We start from the raw sequence: 20,915 nt of genomic DNA, 5'->3' as shown, positions 1-20,915 counted from the left end.
CATCATCACCTCACCCATGGACGGTGTCGTCCTCTCCCGTGACGTCGAGCTTGGTGACGATGCCCGAGGCTTTGGATTTGACGATGACCTGCGTGATGGGCGTGATCTTGCCGGTGGCGACGACGGAGCGGGCGATGTCGCCGCGCTGGGCCTTCGCAAGCTGCGAGGGCTCGAACTTGGTGGTGTTGCCGCTGGCTTTGACGGCTACGACGAGACCCGCCGCAATCACGACGGCGGCGAGGCCGATCCAGAGCCAGAATTTACGTTTGCTTTTGCGGTTGTTCGCCAAGGGAAGCTCCAGAGTATCTGTCGAGAATGTAGCGTCTCGGAGTGTGGGTACGGAAGAAGAGGCGGTGGAGTTCCATCGCTCGGCAAGAATGTTCGCGGAGTGAGGAGTCCAGTGGCAGGCCGGGGAGGAGTGATACTGGCGGCCCCGATGTTAAGGCTACCGTTGAGGCCAGGGGGAGATTTGCCTGCGCCTTCTTTTGTAATTCGATTTTATTCAATGGTTTGTCTTGCTGCCATGACGCGAAGGGTGCATTGTGGCGACGGGGTTAATTCCTCTGGCACATGAGACGCGAAAGAAGGCGTTTGGGTAGGGGATTTTTTGAGGGTCATGGATGAGCCGGGGTTGGCAGTGGGTGGGTTCGTCCTTCGCACCCGCCGCACAAGGCGCGAAGGATGGGCACCCGGCCGCAGATTCCCTTCGGGAATGACAACAAAAGTGTGGACTGTTTCCGTGCCGGCTTCAGGCGTATTTGCGGAGAACGCCGAGGACTTTGCCCTGGATGCTGACATTGGAGGCGGGGGCGTAGATGGGGGACATTTCGGCGTTCGAGGGCTGGAGGCGGACCATGCTGCCTTCGCGGTAGAAACGCTTGAGGGTGGCGTCGGATCCATCGACGAGCGCAACGATAATCTCGCCTTCGCGGGCGGTGCGGGTGCGCTCGACCAGGACATAGTCGCCGGAGACGATGTGCTCGTCGCGCATGGAATCGCCGCGCACTTCAAGGGCGTAGACCTCGCGGTTGCCGATGATGTCGCCGAGCGAGATGGTCTCGGCAGTCTCGATGGCCTCGACAGGCTTGCCGGCGGCGATGCGGCCGACCAGGGGCAGGCGCTCGCTCTTTTTGCCGCTGCGGACGGGGAGTACGTCGATGGAACGGCTGCGGTTGTGCGCGCGCTGGAGCAGACCTTTGTTTTGCAGGTTGGTGATGTGCTTGTGAACGGTGGCCAGCGAACTGAGACCCAGTCCGCTCGCGATCTCTTCATAGGAGGGTGAGTAGCCGTTCTTTTGAGTGAAGCCGGAGAGGAAGTCGATGACCTCTTTTTGCCGCCGCGTGATAGCCATGCGGGAATTGTAGCGAATAAAAAGCGAATTGCAAGTGTTTTTTGCTTTTGGGGTAGTGCAAGAGACGGGAGGCTGCGGAGGCTCTCCGGGGAGAATACGGGGGTCTCTCCACTGCGGCGGCAAAAAGCGCCGCCTGCGGTCGAGATGACGCGATGAGGTGGTGTGCATGGAGTGACGGCGGCTTAGGCTGCTGAAGGTGATCCGGCTTCGGCTACCAGAGGCGGTAGCTGAAGCCGACGGAGAGGATGGGGAAGAAGCTGGCGTAGCTGAGGTTGTGGTTGTTGCGGGCGATGAAGGCGGCGAGGTTCCGCTGGAAGCCGGGGTCCTGATCGACGGACTGACAGCCGATGTTGGCAGGAAGACTGGGGTTGCAGGCGCTGCCGGTGAAGCTGACCTGAAGGCTGGGCTGGCCGACGTAGTAGAAGCCGAGTTCGACGGGGATGCTGTAACGGCTGCGTTTGCGCGGGAGCATGTTGCCGAAGCCGAAGGAGAGGCCGGGAGCGACTTTGCGGAAGCCGATGCGTCCGGCGCCGTGGAGCGGGTCGGTGTAGCTGCTGATGTAGTCATGGCCGTTGAGGGTGACGTCGCTGCCGGAGGGAATGATGGCAGTGGCGAGGACGCGGTCGTTGTTGCTGAAGACGGCGAGCGGGCTGAGGCGGAGGCGTCCGCCGAAGGGAAACCAGTCGAGCGCGGCGTGGGCGGAGAGTAGGCGGAGATTGATGCCGACGTTTGCGCCCTGCTCCTGAAAGCTGGTGGCGAAGGAGAAGGTGTTGAGGCCGGTGCGCAGGTTGAGCCGGCGTGCGAGCGGCGTGGCGAGATCGAAGCCGGGGCCCGCGAGGCCGAGCTGCGTGGCGAGGGCCATCTGCGAGAAGGGGTGGAAGGTCTGGGGTGTGTGGATGGCCGAGAGCGGAAGCGTGACGAAGGCTGCCGGCGCGGGAGTGGCTGCGCTGCTGGAGCCGAATGCGTCGAGCGATGCAATGGGCGTGTTGGCGGAGGTGGTCTGCGCGGGGGCGTGGCAGGTGAGGACGAGCGTTGAGAGGATGAGTGCGCTTAAGAAGGCGATGCGTGCGGGGTTTGGCAGATGTGGAGTCATGGGTGTCCTTCCATCGATGCGTCGAGAAAGCGGGTCTGCGTTCTCTATCGGCGGATGGAGGCGATGGTTGATTCCCATTTTGAAAATGTGCTGTGCAGAAACTTGCGATGGGGGATTGTAAGGCAGCCTGTGATGCAACAAGGTAGTAGCACGACAGCCGAAATCGCTAACGCGACGGCGGCGGATCGAGACAGAACGAGAACATGCTCGGAGACGATGGATGCGTGTACTAGTGGTTGAAGATGATGCTTCGCTGGCGCTTTTTCTGCAAAAAGGTTTGACGTTGGAAGGACACGAGGTGGATTGGGTAGGCGACGGCGAGACGGCGCTGGTGCGGGCCGAGGCGTATCAGCCGGACCTGATTGTGCTGGACCTGAGCCTGCCGAAGAAAGACGGTACCGAAGTGCTGGCGGAGATGCGCGGACGCTCGGATGGGGCTGCCGTGCTGGTGTTGACGGGCCGCAGCCATGTGGATGATCGGGTGAAGTGCCTGAACCTGGGAGCGGACGATTGTCTGCTGAAGCCGTTCAGTTTTCACGAACTGACGGCGCGGTGCAGGGCGCTGCTGAGGCGGCGGGAACAGTTTGCCGATCCGGTGCTGCGGCATGGCGATGTGGAGTTGAACCGCATGGAACGCAAGGTTTCGCGTTCGGGGCGCGCGGTGGAGTTGACGGTGAAGGAGTTCAGCCTGCTGGAGTTTCTGTTGCAGCGTCGCGGACGGTGTTGCACGAGGAGCGAACTGTTGCGTGAGGTGTGGCAGATGTCTCCTGATGCGGGGACGAATGTGGTGGATGTGTATGTGAACTATCTGCGCAGGAAGCTGGGTGCGGCGGCGGAGGACGGCGACGGCTATGCCGTGATTGAGACGGTGCGGGGAGAAGGATATCGGATGGGCGGCGCGGCGAAGATGGCTCCGCGAGCGGGCGAATACAGGGCGGAGGCGATGGTTGCCGGTGCCTGAGATGGCGGAGGTGAAGAAGACAGGAGCGTTGGCGGAACGGATGGATGTGGCGCTGCATGGGCTATGCCAGCCATTGACGGTCTTGCAGTGCAGGCTGGCGCTGGGCGAGTTGATTGGCAAGCCGGACGCGATGCGCGAGGCGCTGCGTGAAGGGTTGCGTGAGTGTGGGCGGTTGAATGCTGTGGTTGGAACGATGCGGGAGATGTTGCAGCAATCGATGGTGACGGAAGAAAGCGAGAGGGTTTGATGAACGGGATGAATGCGGGCAGAGATGTGGTGCGGGATGCGGTTGCGGGCGCTTCGGTAGTGGACATGGTCGCGGCGCGGACGGTGGTGGTGGCGAGCGCTGACACGAGCTTGCGGCAGCGGCTGAAGAAGTCGCTGACCGGACTGAGGTGGCAGGTGCGCGAAGCGGGAGGCGGCGCGGAGGCGATGGCACAACTGGAAGAGTCGAGGCCGGAGGCGCTGCTGGTGGATAGCTGGCTGCCGGACCTGGAGGTGGGCGAGTTTGCAAGCGTGATTCGGATGATGTATCCGGGGATGGAGCTGCTGCGCGTGGATGGTGGCGTGGACGGTGGGGCACGGAGTCCGCGACGCAATGAGCTGCTCCATGCGCTGCGGGAGGCGCAGGATGCTCCGGTGAACGATACGGCTGCTTGGGTTGCGGCGCCGGTGTCGGTGCCGAGAGCTTTGTCGCGGAGCTTTTCGGACGTGAGTGGAATGAGTGCGTTTGAGCTTCCCGAGGCCCGGACAAGTGAGCACGGCGGAAAACGGCAGGAGGGTTCGTCCGAGGCACGAGCAGAGGCGCGGGCGGAAGCGAGGCAGGATGCGCATGTGAGCGATCGGCAGGATGCGGCGCGGCAGGCGCTCTCGATGCTGCTTGGGCACAGCGAGCCGCAGCGGCGCGAGCATGTTGCACCGCAGGGGTTGCCGACGTTTCAGATGCTGCCCGAGATGGTGGGGACGAGCGCGCCGATGCGCGAGTTAACGCGGCTGATCCGGCTGGTTGCACCACGCTCTTCGACGGTGTTGATTGAAGGCGAGACGGGAACGGGCAAAGAGGTTGTTGCGAAGGCCGTGCATCGGCTAAGCGCGCGGTCGGGCAAGCCGTTTGTTGTGCTGAATTGTGCGGCGATTCCTGAAGCGTTGCTTGAGGCGGAATTGTTTGGGCATACGCGCGGGGCGTTTACGGGCGCAGTGCAGTCGAGGACCGGACGGATTGAGGCGGCGCATGGCGGAACGCTGTTTCTGGATGAGATTGGCGAGATGCCGCTGGCACTGCAGGCCAAGATGCTTCGCTTTCTGGAGTGCGGCGAGTTGCAGCGTGTGGGCGACAACGAAACGATGCGCGTGGATGTGCGTGTGATTGCTGCGACGCATCAGCCGCTGGAGAAACTGGCGACCAGTACGGGGACGGAGCGCACATTTCGCCTGGATTTGTATCATCGGCTGGCGGTGTTTCCTGTGGATGTGCCTGCGCTGCGTGAGCGCATGGAGGACATGAATCTGCTGACGGAGCACTTTCTGGAGAAGATGGGCAAGGAGATGCCGAGGAAGCGGTTGACGATCGAGGCCGAAGCGAAACTGCATGAACACCACTGGCCGGGCAATGTCCGCGAGTTGATGCATGTGCTGGAGCGGGGCGCGATTCTGGCCGGGGAGCGTATGGAGATTGACGCGGCGGAGATACGGTATCGGCGTGTGAACAGATGATGGGTCAGTAGAAACATGACGTTGAGGATTTGATAAGGGCACTCTCATTCGAGGGCGCTTTTGTTTGGACACTGGGATGCAATAGCAACTGCGTGGAGGTGCGGGATGGAAGTGACGACGGCACTGAGCGATGCGCTGGGCAGCTATCTGGACCTGACCAGCGAACAGATGAAGCTGACGGCGAGCAATATGGCGAACGTCGATACGCCCGGGTACAGGACGAAGGGGTTCGACTTCGAGCAGGCGTTCCTTGCCGAGCTGAATGATGCCTCGGGTACGAGTGGCTCACTTGGCGCGCAGGCTCCGGTGGGGAACGTGGACGGGCTGGTGTCGCGCCCGGACGGCAACAACGTTTCGATGGACCGCGAGGGGATGCAGTTGGCGAAAGAGCAGTTGCAGTTTCGCTTTGGCGTGTCGCTGCTCCGGGACCAGTACTCGAATGTGATGAGCGCGATTCATGCGGAGGCGAAGTAGCCATGAATCTGTTTGGCGTGATGGATGTGAGCGCATCGGCGCTGCGGGCGGAGCGGGTGCGGGCTGAGGTGGTGGCCTCGAATATGGCGAACGCGGAGACGACGAGGGCTGCGGATGGCACTCCCTACCAGCGGCACCATGTGGTGTTTGAGACGGCGGGTGGCGATGGCAGCTTTGGCCAGACGCTGATGGGACAGATGAGCGATGGTCTGGGCGGGTTCAGTAATCGACTCGGCGAGATGCAGCCGCGATTGAGCAGCGGATTCGGGAGTGCGGGAGTGACGGCGGAGAATGGCGCGCCGGGCGGAGTGGCTGTGGCGGGCGTCATCAGCGACAACAGCGCGCCGTTGCGGCGATACGATCCGGGCAATCCGGATGCGGGTGCGGATGGGTATGTGGAGTATCCGGACATCAATCCGCTGACGGAGATGGTGGATCTGATGGGCGCGACGCGGTCGTATGGCATGAATGTGTCGGCAGTGCAGGCAGAGAAGAACATGGTGAGTTCGTCGCTGGATATTTTGAAGTAGTGAATGCCGGATGAGGGGTGAGTATGAACGGATTTGGGAATGGGTTCGGATTGGTGGGCGGCGTTGGAGTAACGGGCGTCGACGATGCGTTTTCGAGTTTGACCGGAGCGGTGCAGGCGAGTCCGAATGCGCCTTTTGCAGGGATGCTGAAGTCGATGGTCGAGCAGACGAGCGCGTTGGATGAACAGGCGGCGCAGGCGGTGACGGGCGTGTTGAGCGGGCAGGGCGTGGATATTCACGATGCGATGATCGCCACGCAGAAGGCGGACATGGCGTTTCAGTTGGCGCTTGAGGTGCGCAATAAAGCGGTGGGCGCTTATCAGCAGATGATGAACATGCAGTTTTAGGATGCGAGTTTTCCGTAGATGCAATGGTGGCGGAGAAAGAAAAGCAGATTCCTCCGCTCCGCTGCGGAATGGAAATACTCGAAGACAGCGGAATGGAATACAGGAAGACAGAAGTCGACTTGATTCGAGATTTCAGGTTGGCGTGTTGAACGCTGAGGCGAGATGGCAGAGACACAACAGACGGGTGAAGCGGCGCTGCGGAAGTCGGAACAAGCTCCCATGCCCGAGGGTCCAATGGAAAAGGCGCAGGCTGCGGCTGCCGCATTGCGGGTGCGTTTTATGGCGCTGCCTGCGGGGAAGCGCAACTGGATGGTGGCGTCGGTCATCTTTCTGGCTGCGGTGTGCGCTGGGATGGCATGGTTTGCGAGCCGTCCGGATTGGCGCGCGCTGTTCACGGGGCTTGAGGGCAAGGACGTACAGCAGGTTTCGCAGGAGCTTTCGGCGGCGGGCATTCCGTTTCAACTGACGCCGGACGGCACGGGAATCCAGGTGCCCGCGGACATGGTGGACAAGGCCAGGATGGAAGTGGCGGCGAAGGGAATGCCGCAGACGGGGCGGCTTGGGTTCGAGTTGTTCGACAAGCCGAACTGGGTGGGCAGCGAGTTCGATGAACGGGTGAACTATCAGCGTGCGATGGAAGGCGAGCTGGAGCACACGATTGGAACGCTGAGCGCGGTCGAGTCGGCGCGGGTGCATCTGGTGCTGCCGCAGCCTTCGCTGTTCACGTCGGAGCAGAAGCCGGCGAAGGCTTCGGTGGTCTTGAAGCTGAGGCGCGGAGGGCTTGATCCGGGACAGGCGGACGCGATTCGCAGTCTGGTGGCGGGTTCGGTAGAGAACTTGAGTCCCGATCAGGTGACGCTGGTGGATGCGGACGGGCGCGTGGACCTGAAGCCGCGCTCGAACGATGCAGCGAAGCAGGAAGAAGAGCAGGCGCTGCAGGCGAAGCTGGTGGCGATGCTCGAACCACTGGCGGGACGCGACAATGTGCGGGCCACGGTGAACATCAGCTACGACGAAGGCACCGAGGAGCACACGGACGAGATCTACGACCCGACACAGGAAGCGACGCTGAGTATGCAGAAGAGTGAACAGACATCGACGCCAGCGGTGAAGCCGCAGGGGATTCCGGGCACGGCGAGCAACTCGCCGGGAGCGGCTGCGGTGGGCGGGGCTGCAGGGTCCGCCGCTGCGGCTGCGCCGGGAACACCGCCGTTGCTGCAGAAAGAGGCGTTGCCGGTTTATCCGCAGCAGGGAACGGGCGCGGAGCAGAGTCTGCGCGAAGAGAACGGAACGTATGGTGTGACGAAGCATCTTGTCCATACCGAACAGGGGCCGGGCCGTGTGCGACGTGTGACGGCGGCGGTTGTGGTCAATGACCGGAGCGTGACTGAAGGAGCCGGCAGCGCGGCGCATGTTGTATGGAAGCCGCGAAGCGCCGATGAGATGCGCAGGCTTGAGGAACTGGCACAGGCAGCGGTGGGCTTCGATTCACGGCGCGGCGATCAGGTAGTGGTCGAGAATGTGAGCTTCAGTACGAATGCGCCAGCAATCAAGCAGCCGATGATGGACAGGGTGATGAGCGAGTCGCGCGCGTTGTTGCGCACGCAGCCTGGATTGGCGCGCACATTGGTGATGGGGCTTTGCGGGCTGGTGCTGGTGCTGTTTGTGTTGCGGCCAATCGCACGGCAGGTGACGGAGACGCTGCGCGAGCCTCCGCTGCTGGAGGCTGGCGCGAAGGCGACGATTGATGAGCGTCTGCCTGCTCCGGCGGAAGAGTGGGAGCAAAACGCGGCAGCGAGTGCGCTGGCTGAGCCTGCGCCTGCGGTTTCGCGGATGCAGAGGCACTATCAGGGGATATTTGAGCAGGTCTCGGAACATATTCGGCGCGAGCCGGCGCAGAGCACACGGCTATTGGAAGCATGGATTGGAACGCCCGAGGAGGCGGAGTAAATGGAAGCAGCAACGCAGACGAGAACGCCAGAGCAGCGGCACCACCCGCTGATGTTGCCGGCGGAGTCCGGTTTTGAAGCGGCGGAGATGCCGGGGATCAGAAAGGCGGCAATCCTGATGGTGGCGCTAGGCGATGAGCTTGCCAAGGCGCTGTTTCAGAGCCTCTCCGAGACAGATGTGCGGCGCGTGACGGAAGAGATTACGCGGCTGGGCGAGGTGCCGGCAACGCAGTTGACCCAGGTGCTGACTGAGTTTTACGGGTTGCTGGAGACGCAGCAGTATATGGTGCGCGGCGGCCCGGAGTACGCGCTGAAGTTGCTGACGGAGGCGTTTGGCGCCACCAGGGCCGAAGAGATGCTGACGCAGGTGAAGAAAGTCCGCGAGCGTGCAACCGGCGACATGGCGATGGTGCAGAGGATGGATGCGGTGCATCTGAGCAAGTTTCTGGAGAACGAGCACGCGCAGACGGTCGCGCTGGTGCTGGCGCATCTGGATGCAAAGCACGGTTCGACTGTGCTGATGAACATGAAGGGCGCGATGCGCGTGGACGTGGTGCGCAGGCTGGCCGAGATGCGGCAGTTTTCTCCGGAGATGGCGAAGACGGTCGCCATGACGCTGCACAAGCGTATGGAGAAGATGGGGTCGGGCGGAAGGAAATCGTACTCGGGTTTCAAGGCTGTGGCCGAGCTGTTGAATAGGCTGGACCAGGTGGAGAGCAAAGGCATTCTGGAAGAGATTGAAGTGACTGAGCCGCAGACGGCGATCGGTATCAGGAACTTGATGTTCACGTTTGAAGACCTGATGACGGTGCCGCCGGAGAGCATCCGCGAGTTTGTCAGCCAGTCTGACAAGAAGACGCTTGCGCTTGCGCTGAAGGGAAGCAGAGACAACCTGAAGGCCCACCTCTTCAAGGCGATGAGTTCGCGCGCAGTTGAGATGTTGAAGGAAGACATGGACGTGATGGGGCCGGTGCGCATGAGGGACGTGAGTCATGCGCAGCAGGAGCTGCTGGCGTTGGCGAGGCAGCTTGAGAGCGAGGGCCGCATGATCCTGAAGATGGAGGTGGACGATGAGCTTGCCGTCTGAGCAGGTTGTGGCGGATGGCGTAGCTCAGGTCGCGCCCGCTGGCTTTCCGGCGCGATGGATGGATGCGCGTTCGCTTCGAAAAGAGATCTCGCGTCTGGAGTTTTTTGCGCTTGGACATGAGAACGCGGGATCGACGGAGGTGGAGACGGAAGACATGAAGGCAGACGAGGAGGCTTGTTTGCCAGAAAAAACTGCGCCTGATGAGGAGGCATTGGCCGAGCGCGTTGCTGTTCAGATTGAAGCCGCGAAACAGGAGGCCAGGCGCGAAGCAGACGAAGCGTGGGAAGAGGAGTGTGAGAGGCGAGTTGCGGTCGAGCGGGAAGCGGTGTTGCGAAGCTGTGAGCAGTTCAGCGCGGAACGTGCGCGGTATTTTGCGGGTGTTGAGCCGGAGGTGGTGAAGCTGGCGCTGGCGATTGCAGCGCGCGTGCTGCATCGTGAGGTGACGCTGGACCCGCTGTTGCTGACGGCGGCTGTCCGAGTGGCGTTGGAGAAGGTAGCGGACGGAAGCAGCGCGGTGGTGCGTGTCCCCTCTGCGGACGTGATGCAGTGGGGAGAGGTCTTCCGCGAGGCGCAGAAGGCGGGAGTGACTCTGAGTGGTGACGATCTCCTGAAAGCCGGTGAGTGCGTGTTGGAGACGAGTGTAGGAGCTGTGGACCTGGGTGTAAGTGCGCAGTTGTCGGAGATCGAGCAGGGGTTCTTCGATCTGCTGCAGAAGAGGCCCTGATGACGGCGACAGTGCAGGATGCCGATAAATGCAGTTTGGCCGGGCAGACGCTTTTCCTTGAGCCATATTTTGCGCGGCTTGCTGCGCGGCCTGCGTGGCGATGGCGCGGTCGTGTGGTGGAGGCCAATGGGCAGACGGTCGAGTCGGAAGGCCCGGTGTGCTCGGTGGGCGAGTGCTGTGAGATTGCGGGCACGGACGGCGAGCGCCATCCGGCCGAGGTGATTGGTTTTCGCGGACGCCACGTGCTTGCGATGCCGTTGAAGGCAACGCAGGGTGTGCGCTACGGCGACACGGTGTTTGCAACGGGCGCCGTGCCGGAGATTGCGGTGGGAACGGCGATGGAGGGGCGAATATTGAATGCGCTGGGCGCCCCGCTGGATGGTGGCGAGGCTCCGAAGGTCTCGCGGATGTGGCCGCTCGACGGTGCGGTTCCGCACCCGATGGAACGCAGGCCGATTCGGGAGCCGTTGCAGACGGGGCTTCGCGTGCTGGATGGAATGTTGACGGTGGGCCGTGGACAGCGTGTAGGTATCTTCGGTGGATCGGGCGTGGGCAAGAGCACGCTGATCGGCATGATGACGAGGAATACGGCGGCGGACCTGACCGTGGTGGGCCTGGTGGGTGAGCGTGGGCGCGAGGTGCGCGAGTTTGTGGAGGACTCGCTGGGCGAAGAAGGGTTGAAGCGGTCGGTGGTCTTTGTCTCGACCTCGGATCAGAGCCCGCTGCTGCGTATTCGGGCCGCGATGGCGGCGACGGCGGTGGCGGAGTTTCATGCCACGCAGGGAAAGCATGTGTTGCTTGTGCTGGATTCGTTGACGCGATATGCGATGGCGGCGCGCGAGATAGGGTTGGCGGCTGGAGAGCCCCCGGCAAGCAAAGGCTATACGCCGTCGGTGTTTTCAAAACTGGCGAAGCTGGTGGAGCGCGTCGGGAACTTTGAGACGGGCAGCATTACTGCGTTCTACACGGTGCTGATGGAGGGTGACGATCAGCAGGACCCGGTGGTGGACGCGGTGCGGTCGCTGCTGGATGGGCATGTGGTGTTGTCGCGGTCGATGGCGGCGGCGGGGTGGTATCCGCCGGTGAATGTGCTGGATTCACTGAGCAGGTTGATGCCTGCGGTGACTTCGCGGCAACATCGGACGAGCGCGTCGGCGGCGCGGCGATTGCTCGCGGCACATGCGCGCTCGGAAGATCTCGTCCGCATTGGGGCTTATAAGGCTGGCACGGATGCTGAGCTGGATCGTGCGATGGAGGTCATGCCCACGCTGCGAGCGTTTCTGGAACAGGATAGCTCCGAACGCGTGACGATGGACGATGCCGTGACTCGGCTGAACGCGATGGATTTGTAAATCATGCGCTCTCAATTAGCAACGCTTCGGCGAATCATGAGTATTTACGGTGTGCTCGAAGAACTGCGCTCTGCTGATCTGTTGCGTGCGACGACTGCGGTGCATGAGGTGCAACAGGCGATTGGCGGCGAGGAGAACGCTGCGTGTTCTGCGAGGACCGAGGGAAGGCTGGCGCTTGGCGAGGGCGACCGCGTCGGATGGACTGCGTCGGAGGCGGGGCATCTGGCTGCGGGCGTGAGGCGTGAGCGGCTGGAGCCGATACGCCAGGAGCGTCTGGAGCTGAATGAGGCGGCGAGGGAGCAGTATCTGCAGAGTCGCTTGAAGCGTGAACAGATGCAGCGCCTAATTGTGCGCGCTGAAGAGCAGATGAGCGTGGAGGAAGGGCGGAAGGCGCAGGCTGAATCCGATGATCGATTTCTTGCTCGCCGTTGGGCGACGGGGCCGCGCAGATGAAGAGTTCCTAATGCTTTGCGAGGTTAAGTTGGCATGGAAACTGCACGTCTGAAGGAGAGGACGACATGGTGACGGCCGCTGCGGTTGCAATTCCGATGTGTGCGGGGCAGGCTGACGTTCGCGCCGCGGTCGCTGATAAGACGCAAGGCGAGGTGAAGACGTTCGCCGAGAGTCTTGGAGAGCAGGCTGAGATGGAGTTGTGTCCCGGTACAGCGATGGATGTGAGTCAGGAGACGGTGGCGGTCATTTCGACGAAGAACGACGCAGCCTCGAAGGTAAACAGCGCAGACGCAGCGACCGCAACACTGACGGGGGCTGACGATAAGACAGTTGCCGGTATGCTGTTCGCTTCTGTGAAGGGAACTGTTGCGGCCCACGCTGCAATCGCGGTGTCGAACGTGAACACAACATCAAGCACAGGGCCCGGTACAGACCGGGTTGCGCCTGTGAGATCTCCTCAAGTTGAGTTGATTGCATTGTCGGCTTCGAGCGGTAAGGGCAATCAGGATGCGGTGGTCGATCAATCTGCTTTGTCCGTTGCGGTGGAACAACCGGTGCGCGTTGACGGGAGTGATGATGGAGAAGAGACGCAGACTGGCGCAGCGAAGAGTACTGGTGAGAAGGCGCAGACTGCTTCACAGGTAGTTTCGCAGACAGAATCTGCCGCAGGCACAACCTCTGCGCCTCTGCCTGCACCGGTGGGCGTGACAATGCCTGTGCAGCAAGCGCCTTCGCACACGGAACACGGAGCTACGGTTGAGAACGCAGTGGCGACAGAGGTGGGTGAGAAGCAGTCTGGGTCGGGCAAAAAGGTTGCAGATAAAAGGCAGGATGTTGCTGAGAAGACAGGCATCCATCAGCAGGATGCCAATGCGGTTGGAATCGTTGTGGTGAATGCGGTCCAGCCTGCCGTAGTGCCTGCGGTGTCAGCGGCGACGGCGGTTGAGAAGCCAAGTGTCATAACAGCGACGGTCGCCGTGCCGCGTGTTGTCTCTGGAAAAGAGACTCAACCTGCCGCTTCTAAAGGTGATGCTTCGATGAGCAAGCAGAACACCGCCGCGAAGACGGTTGCTGATGGACAGCGAACAGGCACCGAGCAGGATGGGCATGTTGCGAAGGGCGATGCCAATGTGGCTGGGCGATCGTTGCTCGCGGTAGGAGGCTCGCAACCTGCGCCTAAGGCGGGACAGGAGACGGTTAAGGTAGCTGCGTCTGTTGTGACCACGGCAAACGATGGCGGCACGAAGTTGAAGAGCACGGTGACTGCTGTTGCCGCAAGTCCCGTTGCGGTTGCAAGCGGGGCGACGCCGGCCCATCTGGCGGCTGCTCCCTTTGCAAAAGCGCAGGGAAGCGATGCCGGTGCGCAGCCGGGCACGATACATGTTGGAGCAGGCGAGTCAGGCTTTGCGGGCACGGCTGCCTCGTCCACTCCAGATGTTGCACACAGGACGCTGTCCGCTTCGCCGACGACACTGGAGGTCGGGATCCCCAATGGGACGGAGGGATGGCTGAAGATTCGCGCTGAAATGGCGTCGGGCGGAGGCGTGAATGCGTCGCTGTCGGCGGCGTCTCCGGCGGGCCAGGAGATGTTGCATCGAGAGCTGCCTTCGCTGACGGCGTTTTTGCAGCAGGAGCGCGTTGCGGTGAATACGGTGGTTGTGCATCCTCTGTCGGCAGCGGCGACACGTGCTGAAACCGGCGGCATGAGCGGAGGGATGAGCGGTCAGGCGCAGCAGAGAAACGGTCAAGGTGGAGATGGAGGTCGAGCGATGCAGGGGATGTCCGTCGACCATGATCCATATTCGACACAGGAGACGACAGGAGCCGATGAGATATTGTCGCCGCTGCACTATGCGGGCGGAGGAAGTTGGTTGAGTGTACGAGCGTAAGTCAGAACGCAGGAAGCTGAAGAGAAAAACCAAGACTCAGGGAGATGACGATGGATGCATTGCAGGGAAGTGTGAATACGAAAGCGGCCGCAACGGCGTCGTCTGCTGTGGCAACGGCGCTGGCGCGGAGGCAGGCGACAGAAGCGACGGCGAATGACAGCGCGGGCACCGACGCATCGGGTACGAGCGCGACTGGAGGCTCGTCGCAGATTACGTCCAACGATTTTCTGACGCTACTGGTCAGCGAACTCAAGAACCAGGACCCGACGCAGCCGACCGACCCGAATGCTTATATCCAGCAACTGGTCGGGGTGAACAGTTTGCAGCAGTTGATTCAGATCAATCAGGGGCTGACGAAGGTCGAGCAGTCTGGTAGCACGGGTCCCTCCGGAGCGGCGGCGGGGAGTTAACGAAGCAGAAAGTAACGGCAGTTCAACAACGGAGAGACAAGGAGAACGAGCATGGGAAATTTTTCGATTGCGCTGTCCGGCCTGCAGGCCGACACGGTTGCACTGAACACGATTGGAAATAATCTGGCGAACCTGAACACGACGGCTTATAAGGGACAGAATACTTCGTTTGAAGATTTGTTCTATCAGCAGATCGGCGAGTCCGGTTCGGGCGATGCAATCCAGACCGGAGCAGGCGTGAAGGTCTCGGGAACGAGCACGAACTTTCTACAGGGGACGACGCTTCCGACGACGAACTCGACGGACATGGCGCTGGCCGGGAATGGATTTTTCGTGGTGCAGCAGAATGGCGTGCAGTCGTTGACGCGGGCAGGAAACTTTCAGCTCGATGCAGGCGGCAACCTGATTACGGTGGACGGCGAACAGGTCATGGGCTATGGCGCAGTCAACGGTGTTGTGAACCAGACTGCCGGCCTCAAACCGCTGACGATTCCTGTGGGCGCGAACGAGGCGGCCCAGGCGACGGGGAACATTGCGGTTACGACCAACCTGAATGCGAGCGCCACGACGGGCACAACGTTCAGCTCGCCGATCCAGGTGTTCGATTCGCTTGGTTCGAGCCACCAGTTGACCATTACCTATACCAAGACAGGGACGAATACGTGGAATTACTCGATTGCTCTGCCTGCCGGCGATGCGGCTGGCGTGCCTTCGAACAATACGGGCACGCTGACGTTTGACACTTCGGGGAACCTGACCGCGCCGACTGGTAGCGTGGCCAACATCACGTTTCCAGGGTTGACCGACGGGGCCAGCGATCTGAACTTCAACTGGAACCTGAACGACAGCAGCGGAAATCCGACAATCAAGCAACTGGCAGCCGCATCGAGCAACAATGGAACGTTGCAGGACGGCTTTGCAAGCGGCGTGTACAAGAGCTTCAAGGTGGATTCGAGCGGCGTCATTACGGCCCAATTCAGCAATGGCCGGACTTCGACCATCGGACAGTTGGCGGTGGCCACCGTGGCCAACACGGCCGGCCTGACTGTGACCGGCAACAATAACTTCACGACCACGGCTGCGTCCGGTCTGGCGACGGTCGGGGTTGCGGGCACGGGCGGACGAGGGACGATCAGTGATGATGCGCTGGAGCAATCGAACGTCGATATTGCCTCAGAGTTTTCTAATCTGATTGTTGCCCAGAGGGCGTTTGAGGCCAACTCGAAGACCGTAACGACCTTCGACACGGTGACACAGGACACGCTTGCGCTGATTCGCTAAGCGGCAGAGAGCACGGACCGGCGGGCGGGGCGTGAAGATGCCTCGCCCGTTTGCTTCATCTTCGATGCGGCAGTTGCTGTCTGTTGGATGATAAAAATTCTCTCATCGGCTTGCTGTGGGGATGGCCACAGGTTTGCACCGTAGGGGAGATTATGGCGACCCCTCCCACTGTGCTGGCAAGTGCTGCTTCCGCTCCTCCTGTTGCTTCTACGCCCCCTGCTCCCGCAGCGGAGCGCGCAAAATTTCCTGTACTCCCATTGGTGATTGCGGTGGTGGTGGGAGTGGTCATCGCTGCGCTTGGCATTGGAGGCGCCGTGTATGCGCTTGCGCGCTCAGGACGTCTTCCGGTGCAGGCCGCAGCGGTGAAGAGTGCGCCTGCTCCTGTTGCTACGCATCTGATGGCGCTCGACCCTTTGGTGGTGAACCTTGCGGATGCAGGTCATGCTTCGTTTGTGAAGGTATCCGTGGTGCTGCAGGTGGCGGATGCAGCCAGCGGCAAGGACGCTGCGCGGTCGGAGGAAAAAGCTCCGGAGAAGGCTGGTGGGAACGAGGCCATGATCGAGGCGCGCGATACGGCGTTGACTGTGCTTGGCCGGGAGACCTCGGATGTGCTGCTGGCCGCCGATGGCAAAGATCGCCTGAAGGCGGAGTTGAAAGCTGCGCTGTTGGAACACAATCCGGATCTGAAGGTGGTGGATGTGTTCTTTACCGATTTTCTCGTACAGAGATAGCTCGCCCGACATAAAAGGACCGTGAAGCGATGAATACAGCATTGACAACAGAGATCGCACGGAGCACACCTGTTTCGCCGCCTGTCGGTTCGGAGCTTGTGCGAACAGCACCGGCAACGCCATGGATGCTGCGAATTGAGGAACACCGCGAGTGGGAGACGCTTTCCGAAATGAAGATGACGATGAGGGCGGAGGTGCTGCTTCACCGCTTCAAAGTGAAGGACGTACTGTCGCTTGCCGTGGGTCAGATCTTCGAGACGCTTTCGCCCGATACGGAGGACGTTCCGATCCGGGTGGGGAACGTGCAACTGGGTTGGGGTGAGTTTGAAGTAGTGGACCAGCGCATGGCCTTGCGTGTAACGCGGCTGGGCTAGTTGCCCACTGCCGGCGTGTTCCTCGAACCGCGTCGCAGCAAGAATCGAGAGATGAGACGGACAGAATCACGATGGAACGAAGCAATGGAATGCGGTTGATTGAGGGCGCGAAGCGGCCAGAGGCGGGACGGTCCGATGTGGAGTTGCACGGCGTGGCGGGGTGGCTGTGGGGACTCGTGCGGAGTCGCCGTCATTTGCGCGATACACCTCGAAAGCAGATGCGTTTGATCGAAACGCTTCCGCTGGGCGGCAAGAGGCAACTGATGTTGGTCCGGTGCGGCGAGGAGTCGTTCCTCATTGGTTGCAGCGTAGAGAGTGTGACGACGATTGTTCCGGTCAGGGCTGTCGCTACGCAGGCAAGTACGAAAGGTGCGGACGAGACATGCCAGTAGGACACAGGTTGCGCCGGGCTGCGCTATGGATGGCTCTGCTGATGGCTCCGGTGTGTGCGGTTCATGCGCAGTCCATGGCGCGGGGAGCGGGCTCCGGTGCGCGCAGCGCGGCTGATGTCCAGCGACTGCGCGTGCGGAACAGCGGCGCGGCAGGCGATGCGTTGGATGCTGGGAATGCGGCTGCGCCTTCACGAAACGGCTCGATTGAAGATGCGCTAAAGGCCAATCGAAGCGTGCCCTGGGCCATTGTGCTTGGGCTGACTCTGCTGACTCTGCTGCCGGCGCTGCTGTTGGCCATGACGCCGATGGTGCGGCTGCTGGTGGTATTTCACTTTCTGCGTCAGGCTCTGGGAACGCAGACGGCCCCATCGAATCAGGTGCTGATGGGGCTTGCGTTGATGATGACGTGGTTCCTGATGCAGCCGGTGTTGCTCGATGTGCAGCAGACGGCGGTTGCTCCGTACAGCGCAGGAACGATTTCGGGACCTGAGGCGATTGAGCGCGGCATGGTCCCTGTGAAGAAGTACATGCTGCGCTATGCGCGCGAAAAAGACCTGGCTGTGTTTGCGTCTGCTGGGTTGGCGACGCAACCAAAGAGCAGAGAGGACCTGCCGATGCAGGTGGTCGTTCCGGCGTACATCCTGAGCGAGCTGAAGGCTGGATTTGAGATTGGCGCCATTCTGTTTCTTCCATTCCTGCTGGTGGACCTGGTTGTGGCGAGCGTGACGACCTCGATCGGCATGATGCAGCTTCCGCCTGTGGTGATTTCGACGCCGCTGAAGATTTTGCTGTTTGTGATGGTCGATGGATGGCGCCTGCTGGCAGACCAGTTGATTAAGAGCTTCTAGCTTTTGTGAAGGTGGAGGTGGCCGTGGGCCCCGATCAGACGGTGGAGATTTTGCGGCGCGTGTTGATGGAGTCGATGCTGTTGAGCCTTCCGATGCTGTTGGCGACGTGCGTGGTGAGCCTGGTGGTGAGCCTGCTCCAGACGCTGACCAGCGTTCAGGAGCAGACGCTGACGACCGTGCCACGACTCGTCGTGGTGTTTATCGTCGCGATGGTGACGCTTCCCTGGATGGTGCACCGGGCCGTCGGCTTCACGCTGCGGCTTCTGAGCGATTTTCACCGGTATCTGGGATAGGCGCGATGGACCAGGGGGCAGGCATCTTCATTCAGGACTGGTCGCAGTACATGACCTCGGCGGTGTTCGTACTGGTGCGCCTGAGCGGGCTGATGGTCTTTGCGCCGGTGTTCTCTTCGCAGGCGATCTCGCCGCGCGTCAAGGCCGCGTTTGTGATTGCGATGACCGCGCTGCTGGCTCCGGTGGTCGCGGTGATTCCGGGCGCACACACGGTGCTGGATATGCAAGGCGTGCTGGGCGAGTTGGGAGTGGGGCTGGTCTTTGGGTTGTCGCTCTCGATGCTGATGGAGGCACTGATGTTCGCGGGCACTGTGCTGGGACTGCAATTCAGTTTCTCGCTGGTGAACCTGATGGACCCGAACTCGATGATCGAGACGGAAGTGCTGGGGCAGATGTTGAACTGGCTCGGCATTCTGGTCATCATCGGCGCGGGGCTTGATCGAAGCCTGCTGGCCGCGGTGGTCAGAAGCTTTCGCGCCGTTCCCGTGGGGCAGGCGGTGATGCAGGCAAAGACCGGCGCGGCGTTGGCGATGATGGCCGGAGGAATTTTTCTTGCTGGATTGCAGCTTGCCGCGCCGGTGCTGGCCGCGACGCTCACGGTCGAGGTGGTGGTGGCCCTGGTGTCGAGACTTGCGCCGCAGTTGCCCGCGATGGTGTTGAGCATTCCGCTAAAGACTTTGGTGGCATACGTGGTCCTGATCGGGAGCCTGGCGATCTGGCCGGGCTGGATTGAACGTCACTTCACGGCCTTGTTGGATGCGGCGGGAAGGTTGATGGCGTCCGCATGAGCGAAAAGGGGACAGAACAGGCAACACCGCAAAAAAGGAAGAAGGCGAAAGAGAAGGGAGACCTCGTTCACAGCCGCGAGCTGCTTTCTGCGATGGCGATGCTCGGTGGAGTGCTGGCGCTGGGTGCGGTAGCGCATGGATTTGTGAGCGGGTGGAAGCAGGTGTTTGTGGAGAGCCTGCGTGTCGCGGCGGAGGGAAACCGGCATGAAGGGCATGTGTGGCGCGAGGCGGTTAAGCCCATGTTGGAGCCGGTGTTGCTGCCAGTGGGGATTGTGTTGGGCGCAAGTTTTGTGGGTGCGCTTGTGTCGGGCATGGCACAGAACGGCGGTGTGCGCTTCTATGCGAACGCGTTGGAGCCTAAATTTTCGAAGCTCAATCCGGCAACGAACCTTGGCAACCTGTTTTCGTTGCGCGCGGCGGCGCGTGTGCTGAAGTCGCTCATTCCTGCCGCGGTGATGGTGTTGCTCGGATGGATGGCGCTGAAGGCGTTGATGCTGCCGATGCCGGTGATGAGCATGGTGCGGTTGCCTGCGACATTTTCTACCGCCTACGCGCTTGCGCTCGATGCGGCGTGGGTGACGCTGGTGTGGTCTGCGCTGGACTACACGATGGAGTGGAGAAGCTGGAACGCACGCCTGAAGATGAGCAAGCAGGAAGTGCGCGAAGAAATCCGTGACTCGATGGGAGACCCGCACATTAAGGCGAGGGTCCGCCAGGTGCAGCGCGCCATGCGCAAGCGCAGGGTGAAGGCCGATATGTCGCGCGCGAGCGTCGTGATTACCAACCCGACGCACTACGCGGTTGCGCTCGAGTTCAGCTTCGAGACGATGGCCGCGCCGACGGTGCTTGCGAAGGGACGCGACCTGCTGGCCGCCGAGATTCGTGAAGAGGCTCGATGGGCCGGTGTGCCGCTGATTGAAAACCCGCCGCTGGCGCGGAGTCTGTACAGGATGGTCGAGCCTGGGCAGTCGATTCCGTTCGAGCTGTATGCGACGGTGGCGGGAATTCTGGCGTATTTGTACCGACAAAAAGTTGAAGAACGCGTGCGGCGTGACCGCGAGGAGCGGGAGCGTGTACGGCGGAGTGCAACGCTGCCGGCGATGGCGGGAATGCGTGGTTTTGGAGGCGGGATGTGAGCGAAGTTGCGTTGAAGAAAGTCAGTGGTCTCTCCGCGTCGGGGATCCGGAAGATTCTGTTGCCGGTCACTGCGGTCAGCATGGTCTTCGTGATGCTGATTCCAATTCCCGGCGCCGTGCTGGACGTGCTGCTGGCCTTGTCGATTACAGCCTCGGTGATTGTGTTCCTGACGGCGGTGCAGGTGCGCCGCGCGGTGGACTTTTCCGTATTTCCTACGCTGCTGCTGCTGCTCACGCTGTTCCGTCTCTCGCTGAATATCGCATCGAGCCGGAGGATTCTGCTGCATGGACAGGAGGGGACGCACGCGGCCGGTTCGGTGATTGAAGCGTTCGGGCAGTTTGTCATCGGAGGAAATTACGTTGTCGGCTTCGTGCTGTTTCTTGCCCTGATTGCGATCCAGTTTCTGGTGGTGAGTCACGGCGCAGTGCGCACGGCGGAGGTGACGGCGCGGTTTACGCTCGACGCTCTGCCGGGTAAGCAGATGGCGATTGACGCAGATATGAACGCCGGGCTGATTGATGAACAGGGAGCGCGGAAACGGCGTCAGGCGATTGCGCGCGAAGCGGAATTCTACGGCTCGATGGACGGTGCGGCGAAGTTCAATCAGCGAGACTCGCTGGCGACGATCCTGATTACGACGATCAACATCGTTGCCGGACTGCTGATCGGCGTTCTGCAGAAGGGCGTCGATCTTTCGACGGCGGTGCAGACGTACACGACGCTGACGGTGGGCGATGG

General features: G+C 61.3%; 25 protein-coding genes. 22 read left to right on the top strand and 3 right to left on the bottom strand.

Annotated features, from left to right (window positions below):
• Positions 1-10: 10 nt before the first annotated feature.
• From VFU66_RS15495 to VFU66_RS15485, 3 genes are all read right to left on the bottom strand, one after another.
• Positions 11-289 carry an efflux RND transporter periplasmic adaptor subunit gene (locus VFU66_RS15495; RefSeq protein ID WP_326447174.1) on the bottom strand — a complete coding sequence of 93 codons (279 nt, stop codon included), beginning with the start codon at positions 287-289 and terminating at the stop codon, positions 11-13.
• Positions 290-748: 459 nt separating this feature from the next.
• Positions 749-1,351: a transcriptional repressor LexA gene (lexA, locus tag VFU66_RS15490; protein WP_326447173.1), complete on the bottom strand. Its 603-nt coding sequence runs from the start codon at positions 1,349-1,351 to the stop codon at positions 749-751.
• Between the two features lie 211 nt (positions 1,352-1,562).
• Positions 1,563-2,444, bottom strand: a complete 882-nt coding sequence (locus VFU66_RS15485) for a hypothetical protein (RefSeq protein WP_326447172.1) — start codon at positions 2,442-2,444, stop codon at positions 1,563-1,565.
• Positions 2,445-2,664: 220 nt separating this feature from the next.
• On the opposite strand from VFU66_RS15485, the gene VFU66_RS15480 reads away from it, so the two are divergent.
• From VFU66_RS15480 to VFU66_RS15375, 22 genes are all read left to right on the top strand, one after another.
• Entirely contained in the window at positions 2,665-3,405 is a 741-nt protein-coding gene (locus VFU66_RS15480; RefSeq protein ID WP_326447171.1) for a response regulator transcription factor, read from the top strand.
• The gene (locus VFU66_RS15475) at positions 3,398-3,652 is read left to right on the top strand and encodes a hypothetical protein (protein ID WP_326447170.1); all 255 of its coding nucleotides are present in this window, start codon (positions 3,398-3,400) and stop codon (positions 3,650-3,652) included. The genes VFU66_RS15480 and VFU66_RS15475 overlap by 8 nt, the downstream gene beginning before the upstream one ends.
• Positions 3,652-5,118 (top strand): sigma-54 dependent transcriptional regulator, encoded by a 1,467-nt coding sequence (locus VFU66_RS15470; RefSeq protein WP_326447169.1) that lies wholly within the window; start codon positions 3,652-3,654, stop codon positions 5,116-5,118. The genes VFU66_RS15475 and VFU66_RS15470 overlap by 1 nt, the downstream gene beginning before the upstream one ends.
• A gap of 105 nt (positions 5,119-5,223) precedes the next feature.
• Positions 5,224-5,592 (top strand): flagellar basal body rod protein FlgB, encoded by a 369-nt coding sequence (flgB, locus tag VFU66_RS15465; RefSeq protein ID WP_326447168.1) that lies wholly within the window; start codon positions 5,224-5,226, stop codon positions 5,590-5,592.
• A gap of 2 nt (positions 5,593-5,594) precedes the next feature.
• Positions 5,595-6,122 (top strand): flagellar basal body rod protein FlgC, encoded by a 528-nt coding sequence (flgC, locus tag VFU66_RS15460; RefSeq protein ID WP_326447167.1) that lies wholly within the window; start codon positions 5,595-5,597, stop codon positions 6,120-6,122.
• A gap of 23 nt (positions 6,123-6,145) precedes the next feature.
• Positions 6,146-6,469 (top strand): flagellar hook-basal body complex protein FliE, encoded by a 324-nt coding sequence (gene fliE / locus VFU66_RS15455; protein ID WP_326447166.1) that lies wholly within the window; start codon positions 6,146-6,148, stop codon positions 6,467-6,469.
• Between the two features lie 162 nt (positions 6,470-6,631).
• Positions 6,632-8,419 (top strand): flagellar basal-body MS-ring/collar protein FliF, encoded by a 1,788-nt coding sequence (fliF, locus tag VFU66_RS15450; RefSeq protein ID WP_326447165.1) that lies wholly within the window; start codon positions 6,632-6,634, stop codon positions 8,417-8,419.
• Entirely contained in the window at positions 8,420-9,505 is a 1,086-nt protein-coding gene (fliG, locus tag VFU66_RS15445) for a flagellar motor switch protein FliG (RefSeq protein ID WP_326447164.1), read from the top strand. It abuts the gene before it with no gap.
• A complete protein-coding gene (locus VFU66_RS15440; protein WP_326447163.1) occupies positions 9,489-10,229 on the top strand; it encodes a FliH/SctL family protein in 741 nt (246 codons plus the stop codon). Before fliG ends, VFU66_RS15440 begins: the two co-directional genes overlap by 17 nt.
• Positions 10,229-11,581, top strand: coding sequence for a FliI/YscN family ATPase (locus VFU66_RS15435; protein WP_326447162.1), 1,353 nt, complete (start codon positions 10,229-10,231; stop codon positions 11,579-11,581). The genes VFU66_RS15440 and VFU66_RS15435 overlap by 1 nt, the downstream gene beginning before the upstream one ends.
• A gap of 3 nt (positions 11,582-11,584) precedes the next feature.
• Positions 11,585-12,034, top strand: a complete 450-nt coding sequence (locus VFU66_RS15430; RefSeq protein ID WP_326447161.1) for a hypothetical protein — start codon at positions 11,585-11,587, stop codon at positions 12,032-12,034.
• A gap of 65 nt (positions 12,035-12,099) precedes the next feature.
• Positions 12,100-13,923, top strand: a complete 1,824-nt coding sequence (locus VFU66_RS15425; RefSeq protein ID WP_326447160.1) for a hypothetical protein — start codon at positions 12,100-12,102, stop codon at positions 13,921-13,923.
• 50 nt (positions 13,924-13,973) lie between these two features.
• Positions 13,974-14,333, top strand: coding sequence for a flagellar hook assembly protein FlgD (locus VFU66_RS15420; RefSeq protein ID WP_326447159.1), 360 nt, complete (start codon positions 13,974-13,976; stop codon positions 14,331-14,333).
• A gap of 51 nt (positions 14,334-14,384) precedes the next feature.
• Positions 14,385-15,614 carry a flagellar hook protein FlgE gene (locus tag VFU66_RS15415; RefSeq protein WP_326447158.1) on the top strand — a complete coding sequence of 410 codons (1,230 nt, stop codon included), beginning with the start codon at positions 14,385-14,387 and terminating at the stop codon, positions 15,612-15,614.
• Positions 15,615-15,766: 152 nt separating this feature from the next.
• Complete coding sequence (locus VFU66_RS15410; RefSeq protein WP_326447157.1) at positions 15,767-16,345, top strand: flagellar basal body-associated FliL family protein; 579 nt, start codon at positions 15,767-15,769, stop codon at positions 16,343-16,345.
• Between the two features lie 29 nt (positions 16,346-16,374).
• Entirely contained in the window at positions 16,375-16,719 is a 345-nt protein-coding gene (locus VFU66_RS15405; protein WP_326447156.1) for a FliM/FliN family flagellar motor C-terminal domain-containing protein, read from the top strand.
• 71 nt (positions 16,720-16,790) lie between these two features.
• Entirely contained in the window at positions 16,791-17,111 is a 321-nt protein-coding gene (locus VFU66_RS15400; protein WP_326447155.1) for a flagellar biosynthetic protein FliO, read from the top strand.
• Positions 17,102-17,959: a flagellar type III secretion system pore protein FliP gene (gene fliP / locus VFU66_RS15395; RefSeq protein WP_326447154.1), complete on the top strand. Its 858-nt coding sequence runs from the start codon at positions 17,102-17,104 to the stop codon at positions 17,957-17,959. Before VFU66_RS15400 ends, fliP begins: the two co-directional genes overlap by 10 nt.
• 23 nt (positions 17,960-17,982) lie before the next feature.
• Positions 17,983-18,252, top strand: coding sequence for a flagellar biosynthetic protein FliQ (locus tag VFU66_RS15390; protein ID WP_326447153.1), 270 nt, complete (start codon positions 17,983-17,985; stop codon positions 18,250-18,252).
• 5 nt (positions 18,253-18,257) lie between these two features.
• Positions 18,258-19,040 (top strand): flagellar biosynthetic protein FliR, encoded by a 783-nt coding sequence (locus tag VFU66_RS15385; protein WP_326447152.1) that lies wholly within the window; start codon positions 18,258-18,260, stop codon positions 19,038-19,040.
• On the top strand, positions 19,037-20,176 hold the full coding sequence (locus VFU66_RS15380; RefSeq protein ID WP_326447151.1) for an EscU/YscU/HrcU family type III secretion system export apparatus switch protein: 1,140 nt from the start codon (positions 19,037-19,039) through the stop codon (positions 20,174-20,176). The genes VFU66_RS15385 and VFU66_RS15380 overlap by 4 nt, the downstream gene beginning before the upstream one ends.
• 80 nt (positions 20,177-20,256) lie before the next feature.
• Positions 20,257-20,915 (top strand): FHIPEP family type III secretion protein (locus VFU66_RS15375; RefSeq protein WP_414649468.1); only part of this gene is annotated, 659 nt, incomplete at its 3' end.

The sequence above is a fragment of the Edaphobacter sp. genome (assembly GCF_035763405.1).
Taxonomy (GTDB): domain Bacteria; phylum Acidobacteriota; class Terriglobia; order Terriglobales; family Acidobacteriaceae; genus Edaphobacter.
This window is presented reverse-complemented; position numbering and strand designations above follow the sequence as displayed.

Excerpts from the sequence above, each read along its gene's own strand:
- fliG (WP_326447164.1), top strand. The coding sequence starts at position 8,420 with ATGGAAGCAGCAACGCAGACGAGAACGCCAGAGCAGCGGCACCACCCG.
- lexA (WP_326447173.1), bottom strand. The coding sequence starts at position 1,351 with ATGGCTATCACGCGGCGGCAAAAAGAGGTCATCGACTTCCTCTCCGGC.
- flgB (WP_326447168.1), top strand. The coding sequence starts at position 5,224 with ATGGAAGTGACGACGGCACTGAGCGATGCGCTGGGCAGCTATCTGGAC.
- flgC (WP_326447167.1), top strand. The coding sequence starts at position 5,595 with ATGAATCTGTTTGGCGTGATGGATGTGAGCGCATCGGCGCTGCGGGCG.
- VFU66_RS15415 (WP_326447158.1), top strand. The coding sequence starts at position 14,385 with ATGGGAAATTTTTCGATTGCGCTGTCCGGCCTGCAGGCCGACACGGTT.
- VFU66_RS15435 (WP_326447162.1), top strand. The coding sequence starts at position 10,229 with ATGACGGCGACAGTGCAGGATGCCGATAAATGCAGTTTGGCCGGGCAG.
- VFU66_RS15425 (WP_326447160.1), top strand. The coding sequence starts at position 12,100 with ATGGTGACGGCCGCTGCGGTTGCAATTCCGATGTGTGCGGGGCAGGCT.
- VFU66_RS15410 (WP_326447157.1), top strand. The coding sequence starts at position 15,767 with ATGGCGACCCCTCCCACTGTGCTGGCAAGTGCTGCTTCCGCTCCTCCT.
- fliF (WP_326447165.1), top strand. The coding sequence starts at position 6,632 with ATGGCAGAGACACAACAGACGGGTGAAGCGGCGCTGCGGAAGTCGGAA.
- VFU66_RS15385 (WP_326447152.1), top strand. The coding sequence starts at position 18,258 with ATGGACCAGGGGGCAGGCATCTTCATTCAGGACTGGTCGCAGTACATG.
- fliE (WP_326447166.1), top strand. The coding sequence starts at position 6,146 with ATGAACGGATTTGGGAATGGGTTCGGATTGGTGGGCGGCGTTGGAGTA.
- VFU66_RS15380 (WP_326447151.1), top strand. The coding sequence starts at position 19,037 with ATGAGCGAAAAGGGGACAGAACAGGCAACACCGCAAAAAAGGAAGAAG.
- VFU66_RS15485 (WP_326447172.1), bottom strand. The coding sequence starts at position 2,444 with ATGACTCCACATCTGCCAAACCCCGCACGCATCGCCTTCTTAAGCGCA.
- VFU66_RS15430 (WP_326447161.1), top strand. The coding sequence starts at position 11,585 with ATGCGCTCTCAATTAGCAACGCTTCGGCGAATCATGAGTATTTACGGT.
- VFU66_RS15405 (WP_326447156.1), top strand. The coding sequence starts at position 16,375 with ATGAATACAGCATTGACAACAGAGATCGCACGGAGCACACCTGTTTCG.
- fliP (WP_326447154.1), top strand. The coding sequence starts at position 17,102 with ATGCCAGTAGGACACAGGTTGCGCCGGGCTGCGCTATGGATGGCTCTG.
- VFU66_RS15400 (WP_326447155.1), top strand. The coding sequence starts at position 16,791 with ATGGAACGAAGCAATGGAATGCGGTTGATTGAGGGCGCGAAGCGGCCA.
- VFU66_RS15480 (WP_326447171.1), top strand. The coding sequence starts at position 2,665 with ATGCGTGTACTAGTGGTTGAAGATGATGCTTCGCTGGCGCTTTTTCTG.
- VFU66_RS15420 (WP_326447159.1), top strand. The coding sequence starts at position 13,974 with ATGGATGCATTGCAGGGAAGTGTGAATACGAAAGCGGCCGCAACGGCG.
- VFU66_RS15440 (WP_326447163.1), top strand. The coding sequence starts at position 9,489 with ATGAGCTTGCCGTCTGAGCAGGTTGTGGCGGATGGCGTAGCTCAGGTC.
- VFU66_RS15470 (WP_326447169.1), top strand. The coding sequence starts at position 3,652 with ATGAACGGGATGAATGCGGGCAGAGATGTGGTGCGGGATGCGGTTGCG.